Source organism: Vibrio stylophorae (assembly GCF_921293875.1).
Classification (GTDB): Bacteria; Pseudomonadota; Gammaproteobacteria; order Enterobacterales; family Vibrionaceae; genus Vibrio_A; species Vibrio_A stylophorae.
This window is the reverse complement of sequence record NZ_CAKLDI010000001.1, coordinates 930170-948649: the sequence shown is the minus strand read 5'-3', so window position 1 is coordinate 948649 and position 18480 is coordinate 930170. Positions and strand designations below refer to the sequence as shown.

General features: G+C 48.7%; 20 protein-coding genes. 6 read left to right on the top strand and 14 right to left on the bottom strand.

The genetic code is table 11. From position 1 onward, the window contains the following. Nucleotides 1–16: 16 nt before the first annotated feature. The 5 genes from L9P36_RS04375 to L9P36_RS04355 all read left to right on the top strand — a co-directional run bounded on the left by L9P36_RS04375 (nucleotide 17) and on the right by L9P36_RS04355 (nucleotide 4968). Entirely contained in the window at nucleotides 17–1165 is a 1149-nt protein-coding gene (locus tag L9P36_RS04375; RefSeq protein ID WP_237465240.1) for an ABC transporter substrate-binding protein, read from the top strand. After that, a complete protein-coding gene (locus tag L9P36_RS04370) occupies nucleotides 1155–2813 on the top strand; it encodes an ABC transporter permease (RefSeq protein ID WP_237465238.1) in 1659 nt (552 codons plus the stop codon). Before L9P36_RS04375 ends, L9P36_RS04370 begins: the two co-directional genes overlap by 11 nt. Continuing rightward, nucleotides 2803–3459, top strand: coding sequence for an ATP-binding cassette domain-containing protein (locus L9P36_RS04365; protein WP_237465235.1), 657 nt, complete (start codon nucleotides 2803–2805; stop codon nucleotides 3457–3459). Before L9P36_RS04370 ends, L9P36_RS04365 begins: the two co-directional genes overlap by 11 nt. Further along, nucleotides 3452–4081, top strand: a complete 630-nt coding sequence (locus L9P36_RS04360) for a CDP-alcohol phosphatidyltransferase family protein (protein ID WP_237465233.1) — start codon at nucleotides 3452–3454, stop codon at nucleotides 4079–4081. Before L9P36_RS04365 ends, L9P36_RS04360 begins: the two co-directional genes overlap by 8 nt. Before the next feature lie 74 nt (nucleotides 4082–4155). Next, the gene (locus tag L9P36_RS04355) at nucleotides 4156–4968 is read left to right on the top strand and encodes an alpha/beta fold hydrolase (protein ID WP_237465232.1); all 813 of its coding nucleotides are present in this window, start codon (nucleotides 4156–4158) and stop codon (nucleotides 4966–4968) included. A 155-nt stretch (nucleotides 4969–5123) separates the two neighbouring features. Here the strand turns inward: L9P36_RS04355 and ptsG are convergent, their stop codons facing one another. The 14 genes from ptsG to yceD all read right to left on the bottom strand — a co-directional run bounded on the left by ptsG (nucleotide 5124) and on the right by yceD (nucleotide 17694). Then, on the bottom strand, nucleotides 5124–6719 hold the full coding sequence (gene ptsG, locus L9P36_RS04350) for a glucose-specific PTS transporter subunit IIBC (protein ID WP_237465230.1): 1596 nt from the start codon (nucleotides 6717–6719) through the stop codon (nucleotides 5124–5126). Between the two features lie 435 nt (nucleotides 6720–7154). Then, a complete protein-coding gene (locus L9P36_RS04345; protein ID WP_237465229.1) occupies nucleotides 7155–7928 on the bottom strand; it encodes a TatD family hydrolase in 774 nt (257 codons plus the stop codon). A gap of 53 nt (nucleotides 7929–7981) precedes the next feature. Then, nucleotides 7982–8977, bottom strand: coding sequence for a DNA polymerase III subunit delta' (gene holB / locus L9P36_RS04340; RefSeq protein WP_237465227.1), 996 nt, complete (start codon nucleotides 8975–8977; stop codon nucleotides 7982–7984). Then, nucleotides 8970–9599: a dTMP kinase gene (gene tmk, locus L9P36_RS04335; protein ID WP_237465225.1), complete on the bottom strand. Its 630-nt coding sequence runs from the start codon at nucleotides 9597–9599 to the stop codon at nucleotides 8970–8972. Before tmk ends, holB begins: the two co-directional genes overlap by 8 nt. Further along, nucleotides 9599–10615 carry an endolytic transglycosylase MltG gene (gene mltG / locus L9P36_RS04330; RefSeq protein ID WP_237465223.1) on the bottom strand — a complete coding sequence of 339 codons (1017 nt, stop codon included), beginning with the start codon at nucleotides 10613–10615 and terminating at the stop codon, nucleotides 9599–9601. The genes tmk and mltG overlap by 1 nt, the downstream gene beginning before the upstream one ends. Then, nucleotides 10609–11415: an aminodeoxychorismate lyase gene (gene pabC / locus L9P36_RS04325; RefSeq protein ID WP_237465222.1), complete on the bottom strand. Its 807-nt coding sequence runs from the start codon at nucleotides 11413–11415 to the stop codon at nucleotides 10609–10611. Before pabC ends, mltG begins: the two co-directional genes overlap by 7 nt. Before the next feature lie 161 nt (nucleotides 11416–11576). Beyond that, complete coding sequence (fabF, locus tag L9P36_RS04320; RefSeq protein ID WP_237465221.1) at nucleotides 11577–12815, bottom strand: beta-ketoacyl-ACP synthase II; 1239 nt, start codon at nucleotides 12813–12815, stop codon at nucleotides 11577–11579. 78 nt (nucleotides 12816–12893) lie between these two features. Next, the gene (gene acpP / locus L9P36_RS04315; RefSeq protein WP_237465219.1) at nucleotides 12894–13127 is read right to left on the bottom strand and encodes an acyl carrier protein; all 234 of its coding nucleotides are present in this window, start codon (nucleotides 13125–13127) and stop codon (nucleotides 12894–12896) included. Nucleotides 13128–13284: 157 nt separating this feature from the next. After that, nucleotides 13285–14019 carry a 3-oxoacyl-ACP reductase FabG gene (gene fabG / locus L9P36_RS04310; RefSeq protein WP_237467857.1) on the bottom strand — a complete coding sequence of 245 codons (735 nt, stop codon included), beginning with the start codon at nucleotides 14017–14019 and terminating at the stop codon, nucleotides 13285–13287. Nucleotides 14020–14033: 14 nt separating this feature from the next. Continuing rightward, nucleotides 14034–14957, bottom strand: coding sequence for an ACP S-malonyltransferase (fabD, locus tag L9P36_RS04305; protein WP_237465218.1), 924 nt, complete (start codon nucleotides 14955–14957; stop codon nucleotides 14034–14036). Between the two features lie 14 nt (nucleotides 14958–14971). Continuing rightward, the gene (locus L9P36_RS04300) at nucleotides 14972–15928 is read right to left on the bottom strand and encodes a beta-ketoacyl-ACP synthase III (protein WP_237465216.1); all 957 of its coding nucleotides are present in this window, start codon (nucleotides 15926–15928) and stop codon (nucleotides 14972–14974) included. A gap of 6 nt (nucleotides 15929–15934) precedes the next feature. Continuing rightward, the gene (gene plsX, locus L9P36_RS04295; protein ID WP_237465214.1) at nucleotides 15935–16975 is read right to left on the bottom strand and encodes a phosphate acyltransferase PlsX; all 1041 of its coding nucleotides are present in this window, start codon (nucleotides 16973–16975) and stop codon (nucleotides 15935–15937) included. 9 nt (nucleotides 16976–16984) lie between these two features. Then, the gene (gene rpmF / locus L9P36_RS04290) at nucleotides 16985–17158 is read right to left on the bottom strand and encodes a 50S ribosomal protein L32 (RefSeq protein ID WP_237465211.1); all 174 of its coding nucleotides are present in this window, start codon (nucleotides 17156–17158) and stop codon (nucleotides 16985–16987) included. 14 nt (nucleotides 17159–17172) lie between these two features. Further along, a complete protein-coding gene (yceD, locus tag L9P36_RS04285) occupies nucleotides 17173–17694 on the bottom strand; it encodes a 23S rRNA accumulation protein YceD (protein ID WP_237465210.1) in 522 nt (173 codons plus the stop codon). Between the two features lie 133 nt (nucleotides 17695–17827). Between yceD and L9P36_RS04280 the strand changes: the two genes are divergently transcribed. Beyond that, entirely contained in the window at nucleotides 17828–18439 is a 612-nt protein-coding gene (locus L9P36_RS04280; protein ID WP_290368668.1) for a Maf family protein, read from the top strand. Nucleotides 18440–18480: the final 41 nt, after the last annotated feature.

Below are 18480 nucleotides of genomic sequence, written 5' to 3'. Positions count from 1 at the left end.
TAGAAGAGGAAATCACATGCAATGGAAAGGTATTGTCGCGGCGTTGCTGCTGCTTTTAAGCCCTCAACTTTGGGCCGAAACATGGCAACAAACGGAGCAAAATGCGCGCGGCCAATCGGTCTATTTTCACGCTTGGGGCGGTAGCCCTGAGATCAACGCTTATCTGCGCTGGGTGAAAAAAGAGCTGCAGGTGAAATATGGCATCGATTTTATCCATGTCAAAGTCAGCGATATTGCCGAAACCACCCAGCTGCTACTCAGTGAAAAAAAAGCTGGGAAAAATCATGGCGGCAGCGTGGACATGGTTTGGATCAATGGTGAGAACTTTAAGGCGATGAAACAACAGCAACTGCTGTTTGGCCCTTTTGTAGAGCGCTTACCCAACTGGCAATTAGTGGATCAAAGCTTACCTGTAACTCTGGATTTCACCGAGCCAACCGATGGCTATGAAGCGCCATGGGGCGTCGGTCAGCTGGTCTTTATTTATGACCACCAGCAGCTTAACAACCCGCCGAAAAATTTTGCTGAGCTGCTCAGCTATGCCAGCGCATTTCCCGGCACCATTAGCTATCCGCAGCCACCCGATTTTCACGGCACCAGCTTTTTAAAAGCAGCGCTGCTTGAGTTGACCGATAATCCAGAGGCGCTCTATCTGCCAGTTGACCCAAAAACCTTTGAGCAAGTCACTGCGCCACTATGGCAATACTTAGATTTGCTACATAAAGTGGCATGGCGCCAAGGCAAGCAGTTCCTCTCAGGCAGCAGCCAAAGCATGCAATTGCTCAATGATGGTGAAATCGACTTGGCCATCGCCTTTAACCCCAATGCAGCATTTGCTGGTGCGGTCAGCGGCACGCTGCCACCCACAGCCAAAGCCCACGCATTTGAACAAGGCGCACTGACCAATATTCACTTTCTTGCCATTCCTTGGAACAGCGACCACAGCGCAGCAGCGCAAGTGACCATCAACTTTTTGCTCAGCCCAGTGGCCCAGCGACGCAAAATGGATATGTCGATTTGGGGTGACCCTACGGTGTTAAGAGCTGATGCCATTGATCCAGACAATCAAGGATATGCCATGGCGCTATTCCCTGCGATCAATGAACCTCATCCAAGTTGGCAAAGTGCACTGGAGCAGGCTTGGCTCAAACGTTATGGTCAGTAGTTCATGGATGCCAGCGCTGCGCTGGCATCACCTTGTCGTATCAATCGCCCTGATTCTGGTCTTTGCCCCCATGTTTTGGGGCATCATGGCAATGCTTTGGCCGATTTTACACAGCCCAACGCAATGGCTTGAGCCGCTGATCCACTTTTATCAATGGCCGGGGCTCACCCAATCTTGGTTGCAGTCCATCATGATTTCGCTGCTCAGCACCCTAAGTGCACTTTGGCTTAGCTTTCAAATTATCGCTACCTACGCGCTAAGCCGGCGCTGGCGCAGCATTGAGCGCTGGCTCACACCACTTCTGTCCTTGCCGCATATGGCGCTGGCCATGGGCTTGGTGCTTTTACTTGCCCCATCAGGTTGGCTCGCGCGGTTATTTCAGCAGTGGTTTACCCATATTCATTGGCCGATTATGGTGCAGGATACTTGGGGCATTGGCATGATACTGACGCTGATCGTCAAAGAGGTACCCTTCTTTATCTTGATGGGTATGGCGGCGATATCACAGCTACGCGTGCGCGCGCAGATCGATTGCGCGCAAAATTTAGGCTACACCCCAGCCAGTGCTTGGCGCCGACTTATTTTGCCACAATGGCTGCCGTTAATGCGCCTTCCCATTTTTGCAGTACTGAGCTTTGGCTTGAGCGTGGTGGATGTGGCCCTGATTATTGGCCCTACGCGTCCTGCTAATTTATCGATTTTGATCTGGCAATGGCTGCGCGATCCGCAGATGACACAAGGCGCGCTCGCACTGGTGGGTATCCTCCATCTTTGCCTCACACTTGGCGTGATGATGCTAATTTGGCAAAAAGCCAGCCAATGGCTATGCACCGCGGCAAGCTGGCAAGTTAAAGGCAAGCGAAAGGGCTGGAACTTAGGACGCGGTTGGTTTTCAGCGCTGACGCTGCTCTCGCTACTCACGTTGCCCTTAATGCTGCTGTGGTCCTTTGCTCAGCGCTGGCCACGCGGCGCGCTGTGGCCAAGCCAATGGCAAACGCGATTGTGGCAACAACAAAGCGATGCGTTATTTGATTTGCTGCAAACCAGTTTTAGTTTGGCCATGCTGACCAGTGCCCTAGCCTTGGTTTTAGCACTGATTATTTTTTATCAGCTTCAACGCTATCAGCGTCAACTGCCGGCATGGCTCATTGCCCTACCCATGGTGATCCCGCAACTTGCGCTACTTTTTGGGATTCAAGTGAGTATTCACCAACTCAGTGCGCCACCATTTTGGTGGATGGTTGCATGGGGCCACTTACTCTTTGTCTTTCCCTATGTGTATTTAAGCATCAGCGGTCCACTCCAAGCCTTTGATCAGCGCTATTTGATCACCGCACAAAGTCTCGGCTATGGACCGATTCGCGCTTGGCTCAAAGTCGCATTGCCGCTACTCAAGCGGCCTCTAGCCATCGCCTTTGCCGTAGGTGCAAGCGTTAGTTTGGCGCAATATCTTCCCACCTTGATGCTGGGCAGCGGCCGCATTCAAACTTTAGCGACCGAGGCCGTCGCCGTCACCAGCGGCTATGATCGTCGTTTGATTGGCATCTATGCACTGCTTCAAGCCATGTTGCCCTTTATCGTATTTTCCGTAGCACTGCTACTCAGCCGGCCATCGGCATTGATGCGCAAGGAGTCCTATGCCGCTTGAATTAAAATCGCTCACTATTTTTCAGGCCAAAGCGCCGCACCAAGTGCTGCTTTCGCCTGTATCGATGACCATCAGTCCGGGTGAGATCGTCACTGTGATGGGCCCCAGTGGCTGCGGTAAAAGCACGTTGCTGCGTAGTATTGCAGGACAGCTTGGGCATGATTTTCACAGCCAAGGTGAGATTTATCTCAATGGCAATTTGCTCAACCTATTCCCACCGCATTTACGCCAGGTGGGATTGCAGTGGCAGCACCCTTTGCTATTTCCGCATCTCAATGTGTGGCAAAACATCGCCTTTGCGCTGCCCACCATGGTTCATGGCCGTGCACGCGAACAGCAAGCGCGCGATATTCTGGCGCAGGTGACACTGGATAATCTTGCTGAGCAATCAGTTTTACGTATTTCAGGTGGTCAGGCAGCGCGAGTCAGCCTACTTCGCACCTTGGCCAGTGAGCCAAAATTGCTACTCTTAGATGAGCCATTTAGTGCTTTAGATATCAACCTGCGCCAAGCCTTTCGCCAATTTGTCTTTAGCCAAGCGATACAGGCGAATATACCAACCCTACTGGTGACGCATGACGCACAAGATATACCGGCCAACAGCCGCTGTTTTCAATGGCATGAACTAGGAGACTCAAATGCTTGACCCTTGGTTTATTCAGCGCCTAAAAAGGCCACTGCAAAACTTAAGCGCTTGGTGCGATCAGCCTTGGCTCAGTGCCAATCGCATCACAGTCACTGGCTTTATTGTCGGCCTGTGTGCACTGCCGCTTCTCACCTTTGAGCTCTATACATGGGCACTACTTGCAATTGTGATCAATCGACTCTTTGATGGCTTGGATGGTGCACTTGCCCGGCGACGAGGCACCACAGACGCCGGTGGATTTCTTGATATTGCGCTGGATTTTCTCTTTTATGCCTTGGTGCCCTTTGGCTTTGCTCTCGCCAATCCCACGAGCAATGCGCTTGCCGCTGCTTTTATTTTGTTTGCCTTTATCGGTACGGGCACCAGTTTTTTGGCCTTTGCGATCATGGCAGCCAAACGCAATATTCAAAGTCCCGTTTACCCACACAAATCCCTATATTATTTAGGTGGCCTGACAGAAGGAAGCGAAACCATTGCCTTTTTTGTCCTGTGTTGCCTGATGCCGCAATATTTCGCGCGACTTGCTTACCTATTTGGCGCGCTTTGCTGGCTCACTACAGCAACCCGCATCATTTTGGGCTATCGCACACTAAAAACGGATAAAAGTGTGAACTTATCTTAAAATTCAATAGATTAAATTGATAACTGTTTAAACAAACAGTATTTATTCATCTCTTTTTTCTAAGAGTATGAAATATGATCTTTCACAAAGACCAAGCGCAGCACTGGCCTTTACCTCATGAAGACAATGCATTTTTAAGTTATCAGATCATCGGTGATACAAACGATCCGGTGCTCCTACTGTTACATGGTGGCCTTGGCCATATGGCTGAACTTAACAGCCTTGTGCCCCACCTTGCGCAAAACCACTGTTTGATTGGCATAGATCTACGCGGTCATGGCCACTCGAGTCTCGGCAGCATGGCGCTTAGCTATGCACAATATCAGTCAGATATACTCGCGCTACTCGATCATCTTCAGATCAATCAATTTGCACTGCTTGGCTTTAGCGATGGTGGTATTACCGGCTATGGCATTGCGGCAACGCAGCCCTCTCGTGTCACCCGCCTTATCACAATTGGTGCTCAGTGGCGTTTAGAAGCGGATGATGCCTCACGCGAGATGTTAGAATCACTGAGTGTTGAAGACTGGCAAGCGATGTTCCCAGAGAGCGTTAGCAGCTATCAGCAGCAAAATCCACAGCCCAACTTTGCATTATTACTGGCACAAGTCAAAGCGCTATGGCTTGATGGTGCAGGTTATCCCAAGCAATCCATCCGTGAGATTCAATGCCCTACGCTGCTGATTCGCGGCCAAGCCGATCCGCTGCTCAGCATGCAAGAATGGATGGCTTTAGGTGAGATGATCACAGATGCGCAGCTTTGCCATATCCCTTTCACTGGCCATGACTGTCACAATGAATGGCCTGAGATTATCGGTCCCATTTGCCAGCGTTTTTTGACAAGTCCATCTTCTACATTTGAAAATGCGCTGGAAAGTCACGATTAACCCCTATGGCTGACTCTCATCGTTCAATACCAGTGCGAAACCATGAGTCAGCCTCTGTCACTTAGTCTTAGCGATAATCCTTAGACATAAAAAAACGCTCACCTAGGTGAGCGTTTTTGATCCTTGCGGGGGAAACCGAGTTCAAGGAACTTGGATTAGTGAGATTGCATCCACTCATCCATTTCAGTACGTAGGTTGTCTGAACGAGTACCAAAGATAGCTTGCACGCCACCTGATACTTTCACCACACCTGATGCACCCAATTGTTTTAGGCGATCGCTATCAACCGCGTCAGTGTCTTTCACTGAAACACGTAGACGAGTGATACATGCGTCCAAGTTGGTGATGTTGGCTTTACCACCAAATGCAGCAACAAGGTTTTCAGCCATTTCAGACTCAGAAACAGACACTGTTTCAACTTCTTCGTCTTCGCGACCTGGTGTTTTCAGATCAAGTTTCACGATCGCTACGCGGAAGATGATGTAGTAAACCGCAGCATAACCTAGACCCAATACAGGGAATAGCCAGCCTTTGTGTGAGTTCGCAAATAGAACCACAAAGTCAATCAAACCGTGTGAGAAAGAAGTACCGTGAACCATACCCAGCATGTTGGTGAGTACAAACGCAGAACCCGCAAGTAGTGCATGGATCACGTAAAGTACAGGCGCAACAAATAGGAAGGCAAACTCAAGCGGCTCAGTAATACCAGTTAGGAATGAAGTCAGCGCTGCTGAGATCATGATACCGCCCACTTTCGCGCGGTTTTCTGGTTTCGCTGTGTGCCAGATTGCCATTGCAGCTGCTGGTAGGCCGTACATTTTGAACATGTAACCGCCAGCAAGCTGACCGAAGTAACCCATTTCAGCAGTACGGCTTGCTTCAGTCGCAACTTGGTAACAAGTCAAAATACCGTTACGAACAACGCCGTCACCATCCACACATTGACCCGCTTCAAAGAAGAAAGGTACGTTCCAGATGTGGTGTAGACCAAATGGAATCAAAGAGCGCTCAACCACACCGTAGATACCAAAGGCAACTTCAGGGTTTTGCACTGCCGCCCAGTGAGAGAACGCGCCAATAGCTGCGCCCACAGGAGGCCAAATGAATGAAAGCACAATCGCCAATGCAATTGCACAAAAACCAGTGATGATTGGCACAGCACGCTTACCAGCGAAGAAACCTAGGTAAGCAGGTAGCTCGATGCGGAAGAAGCGGTTAAACGCCCAACCTGCAACACCACCCACAAGGATGCCGCCAAGTACGCCAGTATCAAATTGTTTTGCAACGGTCGCTTTAATCGCGCCCACAGTTGCAGGATCAGAAAGGCTTGCAAAGACTGCACTTGGGTCAACATTCATATTGGTTGCAGCAGACTGAACCAAAGTTTCGAGGTTGCCAGAAAGCGATGCCATATCTGGTACGTGTTGCAATGCAGCCATAACGCTGTTTGCTTCAAGACCGGCCATAACGCTCATGGTCGCAGACATGATGCCGTAACCAACGATTGCAGCTAGACCTGCAACACCATCGTTTTTGGTAAAGCCAAGCGCAACACCAACTGCAAATAGCAATGGCATTTGACCAAAGACTGAGCCGCCCGCTTTTTCCATGACATCTGAGACAACTGCCGGAATCCAGCTAAAGTTAGCCGCACCGACCCCAAGTAGAATACCTGCCACGGGTAGGACAGACACTGGCAGCATCAGTGCTTTACCTACCTTTTGCAAGTTAGCAAAAAGTTGTTTGAACATGTTCCACTCCTGAGTGAGTTGTTATTGTGTTGCTTTCTGTAACCGCATACCCCCGTAGCGTTGGTGTTACAGACCGCGATGACGCCTTTGGCATCATGAAACCCGTGTATTTAACGCTTGAAACCACGCATTTACCACAGGCCTTTAACTTTATATGTAAAAACAATAGCGAGATCACAGTCGCAACAAAGACGCAAACAAAGCAAAAGCAACGCAACTTTATGATACTAAAGTCAAATCAAACTATAGCTCATTTTTACTCGGGTTATGAAAAAGTGACATTTCACTTATTTTATTACATAAAATAAATTCACTGTTAAATGTTCGTTTTATCAACAGTGAAATCGGTTGCAAATAAAAAGACGCGAACAATTCGCGTCTTGGTCGATTAAAATGACCGCTAAATGGCCTTTTTTGTGAAAAATCTGCTTTATTTTATTGGCGTCGCAAAAAAAGTGTTTCAAAGTTTTTCGTGGTCACTTCGGCGATGGTTTCGACCGATTCAGCCTTCAATAACGCTATATATTCAGCCACTCGCGCAACATAGGCCGGTTGGTTTTCCTTGCCACGATAAGGCGCAGGCGCCAAGTAAGGTGAGTCCGTTTCAATCAATAAACGCTCCAATGGCAAGCGTTGTACCACTGCCTTTAGCTCCGCTGCTTGGTTAAAGGTGACAATGCCAGAAATGGAGATGTAAAAACCCAGTGCCATGGCTTGCTCTGCAAAGGCAAGATCTTCAGTAAAGCAGTGAATAACCCCGCCCACTTGTTCCGCTTGATGCGCGCGCAAAATCGCCAATGTGTCTTCACGAGCCTGACGGGTGTGAATAATCAGTGGTTTATTCACCGCCTTTGCCACTTCAACTTGCTCAATAAATAATTCTTGCTGCAATGCTTTGGTTTGCGGCGCGTAGTTATAATCAAGGCCTGTTTCACCAATCGCCACCACTTTGTCATAAGCTGCAAATTCAAGTAACTGCTGGCGATCAAAACCGCTTTCACAATCTAGAGGATGCACGCCACAACTGGCATAAACGCCAGCAAAGGGTTCAATTTTTTGGTACATCGCAGGAAAATCAGCCAAAGTCACACCAACGCTCAGTAACTGCTCAACCTTTGCTGCCTTAGCTTTAGCGATCACCGCTTCAATATTTTGGTGTAGTTCTGGATAGTTCAAACGGTCAAGATGACAGTGGGAATCAACAAACACTTTAGACTCCGAAAGGAAATGAACGGCATGGCAAGCCACCATACCGCTTTAGATTAAGATGGAATAAAGGCCATCAGCCAATCACTGATCAACAGCGATGCATTCAACCCAAGGGGTTGCGTGAGTTTAAATTTCAGCTGATGCAGCGCTTTTTGTTGTGATATCAATAATGATGAAGGTAGCAAAGCCACAGCGGCAACGCTGTCTTGATGATGACAATGCACAATATGTTGCATTGCGCCGCGCTGATATTTTTGCCCATCGAGCAATAGATAGCTCAGCCAATCAAAACTTTGCGGCGTGCTTTCACTGATTTGCTGTGCCAATGCCATCCAATCGCCTAGCAGCGGCCCACGCACAAATGCGCTAAACGCCGCAATCAGCTGTTGATGCTGCGCTTGCTGCTGAGCATCAAATTGCGCCCACAACAACGGTGCTTGATGCGACAAACGCAGGTGCTCAAGATTGCCATTAATCCCCTGGGCCTGCCCCCATTGCATTAATGATGATTCATTGATGGTTGTCATTCGCCATAAACTACAACGACTTAAAATAGTAGGTAATACCAAATTTTGTCGCTCAGCCAGCAAAATAAATTGGCAATTGGCCGGTGGCTCTTCCAAGGTTTTGAGCAGGGCGTTGGCCGCGCTTTCACCGAGGCGATCCGCGCCTTCAATGACGATCACCCTTTGGCCACCGAGCTGCGCGGTTTCTAACGCCCAACGATTGGCTTCACGCACAGCCTCAACGCCAATCCGTTTGCCTTCTAGCGGTGCAAGCCAGTGAATATCAGGGTGGTTTTTCGCTTGAAACAATCGACAGCTATGGCATAACTCACAGCTTTCAAGATTGAGCGGATTTGAGCCTTGATGCTGACACAGCAACGCTTGCGCTAAATACGCTGCAAGTTGCGGCGCACCAAAGCCTTGATCGCCAAGCAGCAATAAAGCATGGTGCCAACGTTGGCTTTGCCATAATTGCTGCCACTGCTGCCAAAGCGGTTGCTGCCATGGATAGATCTGCGGCTGCAGTTCACGCCAATCAGACATTGTCATCCAACCAAGTCGTTAAGGCTTGATCCAGTTGCGCTTGTACTTGTTCCAATTCAACATTGGCATCGATGATCACTGTATTGGCATCCGCTTTTGCCAGCGTTAAATAACGCTCACGCGTGCGCTCAAAGAAATCCAGAGCCATCTGTTCAATACGATCCAATTCACCACGCGCACGCGCACGTGCGAGGCCTCGCGCCGGCTCAATATCCAGATAAAGCGTTAGGTTCGGCGCAAAATCACCAAGCACTGTCTGCTTTAAATTTTGCATCAAGGCAGCGTCAATGCCACGACCGCCACCTTGATATGCTTGTGATGAGAGATCATGACGATCACCCAGTACCCATTCACCACGCGACAGTGCTGGGCGAATGACATTTTCAACCAATTGACTACGCGCCGCATAAAGCAGCAGTAGCTCAGCCATATCAGTGAGTGGCTCTGATTCATCCGCACTTTTAACCAGAGCGCGCATTTTTTCAGCCAGCGGCGTACCGCCTGGCTCACGAGTACAAGTTGGTTCGATGCCCCGCTCAGCAAGTTTGGCTTTTACAAAGGCGATAGCAGTAGATTTACCAGCACCTTCTAGGCCTTCAATTACAATAAATTTTCCAAGCATTATTTATTCTGTCGTAAGGTTCTTAAGTAAGCCTGCACTGCGCGATTATGCTCACGCAGCGTGCGTGAGAATTTATGACCGCCCGTACCATCAGCTACAAAATAGTAGTATGGCGTTTTATCAGGATTGAGCGCCGCAAGGACTGACTCCTTACTTGCCATGGCAATCGGCGTTGGTGGCAAGCCATAAATCACATAGGTGTTATAAGGCGTTGGCGTGCGCAAATCTTTGCGACGAATATTGCCATCATATTTATCGCCCATGCCGTAAATCACCGTTGGATCCGTTTGCAAACGCATACCTTTGATCAAACGGTTATTAAATACAGAGGCCACCTTACCACGCTCATTGGCGACAGCGGTCTCTTTTTCAATGATCGATGCCAAAATTAACGCTTCATAGGGCGTATCCAGCTCACTGGCTTTCGCGCGCTTAGGCCATGATGCGACCATTAAGGCCTGCATGTCATCATAGGCACGTTTGAGTAGCGCGATATCCGTACTGCCGTGCGCATAATTATAAGTTTCAGGCAGCAGTAAGCCCTCAAGCTTAGTGCGATCAGCACCGATGGCGGTAGCTATCTCTGCCTCGCTCATCTCAGCCATGGTTTGCTTAAGATAAGGCGCAGCTTCAAGCCGTTTGCGCCAATCAGTAAAGCGCTCACCTTCAATTAAGGTGATGGAGAATTGATGCTCTTTCCCAGCGACCAGCACTTCCAAAACCTGACGCACAGTCAATTTTGGCGCAATTTGGTAAACACCCACTTTGATTTTGGCAAGCTTGGGGTCTAATTTCGGAATCAAACGCGTCCATGGATTATTCGTTGCAATCCCTTGCGCTTGTAGCGCTGCTGTCACCGCAGCAAAACTCATACCACGCTTCACTTCAAAGAGTGAAGGCTCGGAAAGCTGATTGGTTTGATCCAAATAGCCCGTTGCCTGTTGGTATACATAGCCAGCTGCAGCAGCCACTGCAACTAGACCTAAAATGGCGGCAATAAATAACTTCTTTAACACGAGCGAAGTGTCTCCTGTAATTGTCGCGTCATCGAAAAATCGCGATACATCCGTTGTTCAAACTGCTGGACAGGGGCCACCCCCAGCAATGCATTACAAATCATCAGTTCATCAGCCATGGTCAAGGCCGAAATCGGCTCGCAAACTTGCTGACATTCCACGCCTAAGAAAGCACATTGACCAAGCACTTTGGCGCGCATAATACCAGCAACACCGGCTTGGTCTAGCTTTGGTGTATAGAGAATGTTGCCAATGCGCCAAAAAACATTAGCCATACTGGTTTCAATGATGTGCCCTACCGTGTCACAAACCAGTGCATCATCCCAATCCGTCGCTAGCAGTGCTTGCTTAATCAGTACTTGCTCAAGCCGATTGAGATGCTTGATGCCAGCCAGTAAAGGCTGCCTTGCTAAGCTCACCTCACTTAAGCCAAGACGTACGCCCTGCTGTCGCCACTGCTCATAATGACTAGGGAGCTCGCTGGTTTGTACCAGCCACATCGGTGCATCACAGCCTTGTGGACTATAACCGCGACCACCCGAGCCTCGACTAATCAATACTTTCAATACACCTTGTTGCCGCTCATGAGCAATACGCTGGCAACAGGATTCAAGCGCAGACCACTCATCAAATGAAATCCAAAGTCGCTGACAATGATCTTGCAAACGTGCGAGATGAGATGACCAATCTAGGATTGTCCCATGACACATTTGCGCTGTGGTAAAACAGCCATCACCATAGTGCAACGCTCGATCGCGTGCATTCACTTGTGACGCTGGCTGACCATTAATCCATTGCACAGCAGCTCCTTATCTCATTGATGAACATATTTATTTTTCAATTACTTGAATAAAAAAACGGCTCGATAAATCGAGCCGTTATGATAGCAAGCTTCAAGCGAACATTGGATCTCTAAAATAGAAGATGCGATGAGTCGCTAAAGCTATTTAATTTTTTGCGATTAAATCTTCTTAAATAGCAATGAGCCGTTGGTGCCGCCAAAGCCGAATGAGTTACAAATTGCATACTCAAGAGACACTTGACGCGCTTCACCTGGAACATAATCCAAGTCACAGCCTTCATCAGGATTTTCAAGGTTAATCGTTGGTGGCACCGCTTGCTCTACCAAGGTCAACGCAGTAATGATTGATTCAACTGAACCTGCCGCACCCAATAGGTGACCTGTCATCGATTTAGTTGAAGATACCATCACTTTGTCTGCAGCTGCGCCCATAGCACGTTTAATACCAAGGGTTTCAGCCAAGTCACCCGCAGGCGTTGATGTGCCATGTGCGTTCACATAGCCGATTTGATCCGCATTGATACCTGCGTCGCGAATGGCGGCTTCCATTGCTAGCGCACCGCCTGAACCGTCAGCACTTGGTGAAGTCATGTGGTACGCATCACCGCTCATACCAAAGCCAACAAGCTCACAGTAGATTTTCGCGCCACGTGCTTTTGCGTGTTCGTACTCTTCAAGCACCATCATGCCTGCACCATCGCCCAATACGAAACCATCGCGATCTTTGTCCCATGGACGTGATGCGCGCTGTGGATCATCATTGCGAGTTGATAGCGCTTTTGCCGCCGCAAAACCACCGATACCTAGCTCGGTTGATGCTTTTTCTGCACCACCCGCAACCATAATGTCAGCATCGCCATATGCAATCATACGTGCCGCATGGCCGATGTTATGCAAACCTGTGGTACATGCAGTAGAGATCGCGATATTTGGACCACGAAGACCGTGCATAATCGACAGATGACCTGCAATCATGTTCACGATGGTTGATGGCACAAAGAAAGGACTAATTTTGCGAGGACCTTTTTCAAGCAAACTCTGGTGGTTTGCTTCAATCAAACCAAGACCGCCAATACCTGAACCAATTGCAACACCCGCACGGGCCGCATTTGCTTCGGTGATCTCAACGCCAGAGTCTTTCAATGCTTGCACGCCGGCAGCGACACCGTATTGGATAAACAAATCCATTTTACGTGCATCTTTCTTCGACATGTAATCTTCACAATTGAAGTCTTTCAGCATGCCGGCAAAACGCGTGGCGAAGTTAGTTGTATCAAAATGTTCGATATTGCTAATACCGCTAGTACCAGCAAGTAGGGCGTTCCATGAAGACTCAACAGTATTACCTACTGGCGTCAACATACCCATGCCTGTGACGACAACGCGACGTTTGGACACGATTTTATTCTCCGGAAGGGGATTCTTAGATTGCTTGAAAAAAGTCAGGCGGTCTGGGAGACCGCCTGGGGGTGTTCATTACTGTTGGCTGTTAACGTAGTCAATCGCCGCTTGAACAGTAGTGATTTTCTCTGCTTCTTCGTCTGGAATTTCAGTATCGAATTCTTCTTCTAGAGCCATAACTAGCTCTACAGTGTCAAGAGAGTCAGCACCTAGGTCGTCAACGAAAGAAGCTTCGTTTTTCACTTCTTCTTCTTTAACACCTAGTTGTTCAACGATGATTTTCTTTACGCGTTCTTCGATGTTGCTCATAGCTAATATATTTCCTTCAAGATTCGCAGATGCGATAGTTGCGTTAGTTTATTCAATCGCAAAAAAGTTGCAAGGTTATCAAGGCTGGTCAAACCACGAAATGGTGTAAATCGTGACCTGTCTTGATCCTAACGGTTAAAATTTGCAACGATTTTGATTAAACCATATACATGCCGCCATTAACGTGCAAAGTTTCGCCGTTAATGTAAGCCGCTTCATCAGAAGCAAGGAAGCCCACCGCAAATGCGATCTCTTTTGGATCGCCCAGGCGACCTGCAGGCACTTGTGCCAAGGTAGCTGCGCGTTGGTCATCCGTCAATGCTTTGGTCATATCGGTTTCGATAAAGCCCGGTGCCACTGTGTTTACAGTAATGCCGCGTGAAGCCACTTCACGCGCCATTGATTTGGTAAAACCAATCACGCCGGCTTTCGCTGCAGCATAGTTAGTTTGACCTGCATTACCCATGGTGCCCACAACAGAGCCCACGTTAATGATGCGACCACAACGTTTTTTCATCATTGCGCGCAGCACCGCTTTTGATAGACGGAAGATCGAGGTCAAGTTGGTATCCATGATATCTTGCCACTCGTCATCTTTCATACGCATCAACAAGTTATCACGAGTGATACCGGCGTTGTTCACCAAAATATCGATGTCACCAAACTCAGCTTTGATGGTTGCAAGAACCGCTTCAATGGACTCAGTAGAGGTCACGTTCAGTGCCAAACCTTTACCGTTTGCACCTAAATATTCGCTGATGGCTTGCGCGCCAGACTCGCTGGTTGCCGTACCCACAACTGTGGCACCACGGGCAACCAAAAGCTCTGCGATTGCGCGGCCAATACCACGGCTTGCGCCAGTGACCAGTGCAATTTTACCTTGCAGATTCATCATTCCTTTCTCCCTTATTTCGCAGCTTCAAGCGAAGCAACATCATTAACAGATGTTGATGCTAGATTGCGATCAATACGCTTAGTGAGACCAGACAATACTTTACCTGGACCCATTTCAATCAGATTTTCAACGCCTTGCGCTGCCATTTTCTCAACCACTTCGGTCCAACGAACAGGACCGTAAAGCTGACGAACCAATGCATCTTTAATCGCTGCAGGTGCAGTTTCTGCCGCCACATCAACGTTGTTGATCACAGCCACTTGCGGCGCGTTAAATTCGATATTTTCCAACGCTTTTGCCAGCTCATCAGCAGCAGGTTTCATTAATGCACAGTGTGATGGTACAGAGACTGGAAGTGGCAATGCACGTTTTGCGCCCGCTTCTTTACAAAGCTCATTCGCGCGTGCAACGGCTTCTGCATTGCCAGCAATCACAACTTGGCCTGGTGAGTTAAAGTTCACTGGAGAAACAACTTGGCCTTGCGCCGCTTCTTCACAGGCTTTTGCAATCACGTCGTTTTCAAGACCGATGATCGCAGACATGGCACCCACACCTGCAGGTACAGCTTGCTGCATCAATTGACCACGAAGCTCAACCAATTGGATTGCCGCTTTAAAATCAATCACGCCAGCACAAACGAGTGCTGAGTATTCACCCAAGCTATGACCCGCCATAACACTTGGCATCGCGCCGCCTTGCTGCTGCCATACGCGCCAAATTGCAACTGATGCTGCTAGTAACGCAGGCTGAGTGCGTTGTGTTTGGTTCAAATCTTCAGTTGGGCCATTTTGAACAAGGGCCCAGAGGTCATAACCTAGTACTTCAGATGCCTCAGCAAAAGTTTCAGTCACTACTGAATGCTGCTCTGCAAGTTCTGCCAACATGCCAACGGCTTGTGAGCCTTGACCAGGGAAAACAATGGCAAAATTACTCATGTCGTTATCCTTTATTAAAATCTGACCAGCGCAGAACCCCAGGTGAAACCACCACCAAAGGCTTCTAGCAAAATGGTTTGTCCACGTTGGATACGGCCATCACGAACCGCTTCATCAAGCGCGCTTGGCACTGATGCAGCAGAAGTGTTGCCGTGGCGATCAAGGGTGACGACCACTTGATCAAGCCCCATGCGCAATTTCTTGGCAGTGGCTGTAATAATGCGAAGGTTCGCTTGGTGTGGCACCAGCCAATCCAGTTCAGTTTTATCCAAACCATTGGCTTCGAGGGTTTCAGTCACAATACCAGCAAGTTGCGTCACTGCGACTTTAAACACTTCGTTGCCCGCCATTTTCAGCCATGCATCGCAACTTGCGCGATCATGACGGCTTGGGTAAGGCAGGCTCAGGAGTTCGCCATATTGGCCATCGGCATGAAGATGGGTTGAAAGAATACCCGGCTCTTCACTGGCGCCAACAATGCAGGCACCTGCGCCATCACCAAATAGGATAATGGTGCCACGATCTTCAGGATCACAGGTGTGTGATAACTTATCCGCACCAATCACCAAAACATTTTTCGCCGCACCCGTTTTCACATATTGATCTGCAATGCTCAGCGCATAGCTAAAGCCTGCGCATGCGGCGGCAACATCAAATGCTGGAATACCCGGTGCTTGAAGAAGGCCTTGCAGCTGACATGCAGCCGAAGGAAATGCGTGCGTTGCCGAGGTTGTTGCAAACACAATCATGTCGAGATCGGTTGCTTGGAGCTGAGCCATCTCTAATGCGTTGCGCGCAGCTTTATAAGCCATTTCTGCAACGGTCTCATCGGCAGCAGCAATTCGGCGCTCTTTAATACCAGTACGAGCGACAATCCACTCATCACTGGTGTCGACCATTTTTTCTAAATCTGCGTTGGTACGCACCTGTGCTGGCAAGTAGCTGCCAGTGCCAAGAATTCTGCTAAACATAAAAGACTAATAATGCCTCTCGAGTAAAACTGCTTCTAAACGACCACTGATCTTGTCAGGGATTTGCCGTTTAACCTCGTATACTGCTTCGCTTATGGCCTGGGAAAGCGCCTGAGTATCGGCGCGGCCATGGCTTTTTACCACGATGCCGCGCAATCCTAACAAACTTGCGCCGTTATACTGGTCGGGGTTCAGCTCATTGAGTTGCAACATTAGATCGGAAAATAACCATTTCGCGATCAATTGCTTAATTTTGCTGCCCTGTAGCGATCGTTTAAAGCGGTTGATAAAGAGTGATGCAACACCTTCACTGGTTTTTAAAGCGACGTTTCCAACAAAACCATCGCAGACGATGACATCTGCATCGCCATGATAAAGGCGGTCGCCTTCAACAAAACCAACATAGTGAACGGCGTCACTGGCTTGTAGTAGATGCGCACATTGGCGAACCAGATCATTGCCCTTAATCGCTTCTTCGCCGATATTCAGCAGTGCCACTTTTGCCGGACGGCCAAGTTGCTGCTCTGCCAGCACCGCGCCCATCACCGCAAATTGGAATAATGTATCGGCATCAATGCCAACATTCGCACCTAAATCCAACAACCAAAATGGCTGACCATTTAAGCTTGGCATACTTGTGACCAAAGCGGGGCGATCAATGCCCGGTTGTAATTTAAGGATATAGCGAGAAAGCGCCATCAATGCGCCAGTATTCCCTGCTGATACACAGGCATCCGCCTGACCAGCGGCGACCAGCTCAAGTGCTGTACGCATGGAGCTACCTGCGCCATGACGCAGCGCGCTTGATGGTTTGGTATCTGAGGCGATCACGTGATCACAATGCATAATGCTCAAACGAGGCTCATGCACAGAGGTATCGGAAGCGAGATTGAGGGTAATAAGCTGCTCGGTGATCTGAGATTGATCACCCACCAGTGTGATTTTTAAGGATGGGAATTGCGACAATGCCTGCACGGCGGCAGGCACTGTGGCTTGGGGACCGAGATCCCCTCCCATTGCATCAAGTGCAACGGTTAGACCTGTCAAGGGTTGACCTTATTTGTCAACTACCTTGCGACCACGGTAGAAACCGTCAGCGGTCATGTTGTGGCTGCGGTGAGTTTCACCAGTTACAGCGTCAACGCTTTTTGCTACGTCAGTAGACAACGCATCGTGAGAGCGACGCATGCCACGCTTTGAACGGGTTTTACGGTTCTGTTGTACGGCCATTGCCCTACTCCTCGTTACTTGTTCTTTAAACTTTCCAAAACTGCGAATGGATTCGGGCGCTCATCAGCAAGTGGGATCTCACCAAACACCAAGTCTTGTGCAGCAACGTTGCAATCAGCTTCGTCATGCATGGCAACTTGAGGTAGTGCCAAAATCAACTCATCTTCGATCAGTTGATAAAGGTCGATCTCACCATTTTCATCGACATCGACCGGCTCATAAGCTTCCGGAAAATCCTTAGCCTGCGCTCGGCGACCAAGCGGGCTATAACAGAATTCGACTTCTAAACCATGCTCAAAATTATCGTTGCAGCGTTGGCATTGGAGTTCAACATTTGCGGTTGCTTTACCATACAACACAGTTAAACCCTGCTCATCCACCGCAAAAGATAAGTAAATTGAGACATCGTCTTTCACACCTTGTGTCGAGTCAGACAAGCGCGTCATTGCTTTGGCTTCGATGATACCATCGTAGTCAAGACGCTTCTGGGCGGCTCGTACTGGGTCAACACGTAGTGGTAATTTTACCTTTTGCATAGGGCGCGAATCTTACCTGTCGTGGTAAAAAGAGTCAAAGAAAATGCGACAAAATCTTTGCATTTTTCTTCCGTCTCCCTAAGCTAGCCAGATTCCTCATATTTGTCGACATTTGAATCACTCAATTAGGCCTATGACTCTGCCACTACTGCTTGCATCTAGCTCACCCTACCGCCGCGCTTTACTTGAAAGACTGCAGATCCCCTTTGACTTTTGTGCGCCTGATATTGATGAAAGTGCCAAACCTCATGAAAACGCCATTCAATTGGTTGAGCGCCTAGCACAGGAAAAAGCAAAAGCGGGTGCAACACTCTATGGGCAACCCGCCTTGGTCATTGGGAGCGATCAAGTGTGCGTTATTGATGGCGAAATTCTTGGTAAGCCGCTCACATCAGACAATGCGGTTACTCAATTGATGCGGGCCAATGGAAAATCCGTCACCTTTTATACCGGCTTGGCGCTTTATCAAAGTGAGCAAAATAGAATGCTGAGCCTAGTTGAGCCCTTTACTGTGCATTTTCGCACACTAACAAAAGCGCAAATTAGTCGTTATGTCGAGATTGAGCAGCCCCTCTATTGCGCGGGTAGCTTTATGATGGAAGGTTTGGGCATTGCGCTTTTTGAGCGTTTAGAAGGCCGCGATCCCAATGCGCTGATCGGTCTGCCATTAATTGCACTAGTTGAGCTTTTGGCAAAAATGGGCGTCGATCCTTTAGCGCCTGAAGCGTCAGCCCTAGCTAGATAAATCTATAAATAGATAAGCAATAGATAGCAATTCAACAAAAC

Bases quoted from the DNA above. Each gene is read 5' to 3' on its own strand.
- L9P36_RS04300 (WP_237465216.1), bottom strand. From the start codon at position 15,928: ATGTTTAGCAGAATTCTTGGCACTGGCAGCTACTTGCCAGCACAGGTG.
- L9P36_RS04375 (WP_237465240.1), top strand. From the start codon at position 17: ATGCAATGGAAAGGTATTGTCGCGGCGTTGCTGCTGCTTTTAAGCCCT.
- L9P36_RS04370 (WP_237465238.1), top strand. From the start codon at position 1,155: ATGGTCAGTAGTTCATGGATGCCAGCGCTGCGCTGGCATCACCTTGTC.
- yceD (WP_237465210.1), bottom strand. From the start codon at position 17,694: ATGCAAAAGGTAAAATTACCACTACGTGTTGACCCAGTACGAGCCGCC.
- rpmF (WP_237465211.1), bottom strand. From the start codon at position 17,158: ATGGCCGTACAACAGAACCGTAAAACCCGTTCAAAGCGTGGCATGCGT.
- L9P36_RS04365 (WP_237465235.1), top strand. From the start codon at position 2,803: ATGCCGCTTGAATTAAAATCGCTCACTATTTTTCAGGCCAAAGCGCCG.
- L9P36_RS04280 (WP_290368668.1), top strand. From the start codon at position 17,828: ATGACTCTGCCACTACTGCTTGCATCTAGCTCACCCTACCGCCGCGCT.
- ptsG (WP_237465230.1), bottom strand. From the start codon at position 6,719: ATGTTCAAACAACTTTTTGCTAACTTGCAAAAGGTAGGTAAAGCACTG.
- tmk (WP_237465225.1), bottom strand. From the start codon at position 9,599: ATGCTTGGAAAATTTATTGTAATTGAAGGCCTAGAAGGTGCTGGTAAA.
- acpP (WP_237465219.1), bottom strand. From the start codon at position 13,127: ATGAGCAACATCGAAGAACGCGTAAAGAAAATCATCGTTGAACAACTA.
- fabG (WP_237467857.1), bottom strand. From the start codon at position 14,019: ATGAATCTGCAAGGTAAAATTGCACTGGTCACTGGCGCAAGCCGTGGT.
- holB (WP_237465227.1), bottom strand. From the start codon at position 8,977: ATGTCTGATTGGCGTGAACTGCAGCCGCAGATCTATCCATGGCAGCAA.
- fabD (WP_237465218.1), bottom strand. From the start codon at position 14,957: ATGAGTAATTTTGCCATTGTTTTCCCTGGTCAAGGCTCACAAGCCGTT.
- L9P36_RS04355 (WP_237465232.1), top strand. From the start codon at position 4,156: ATGATCTTTCACAAAGACCAAGCGCAGCACTGGCCTTTACCTCATGAA.
- L9P36_RS04360 (WP_237465233.1), top strand. From the start codon at position 3,452: ATGCTTGACCCTTGGTTTATTCAGCGCCTAAAAAGGCCACTGCAAAAC.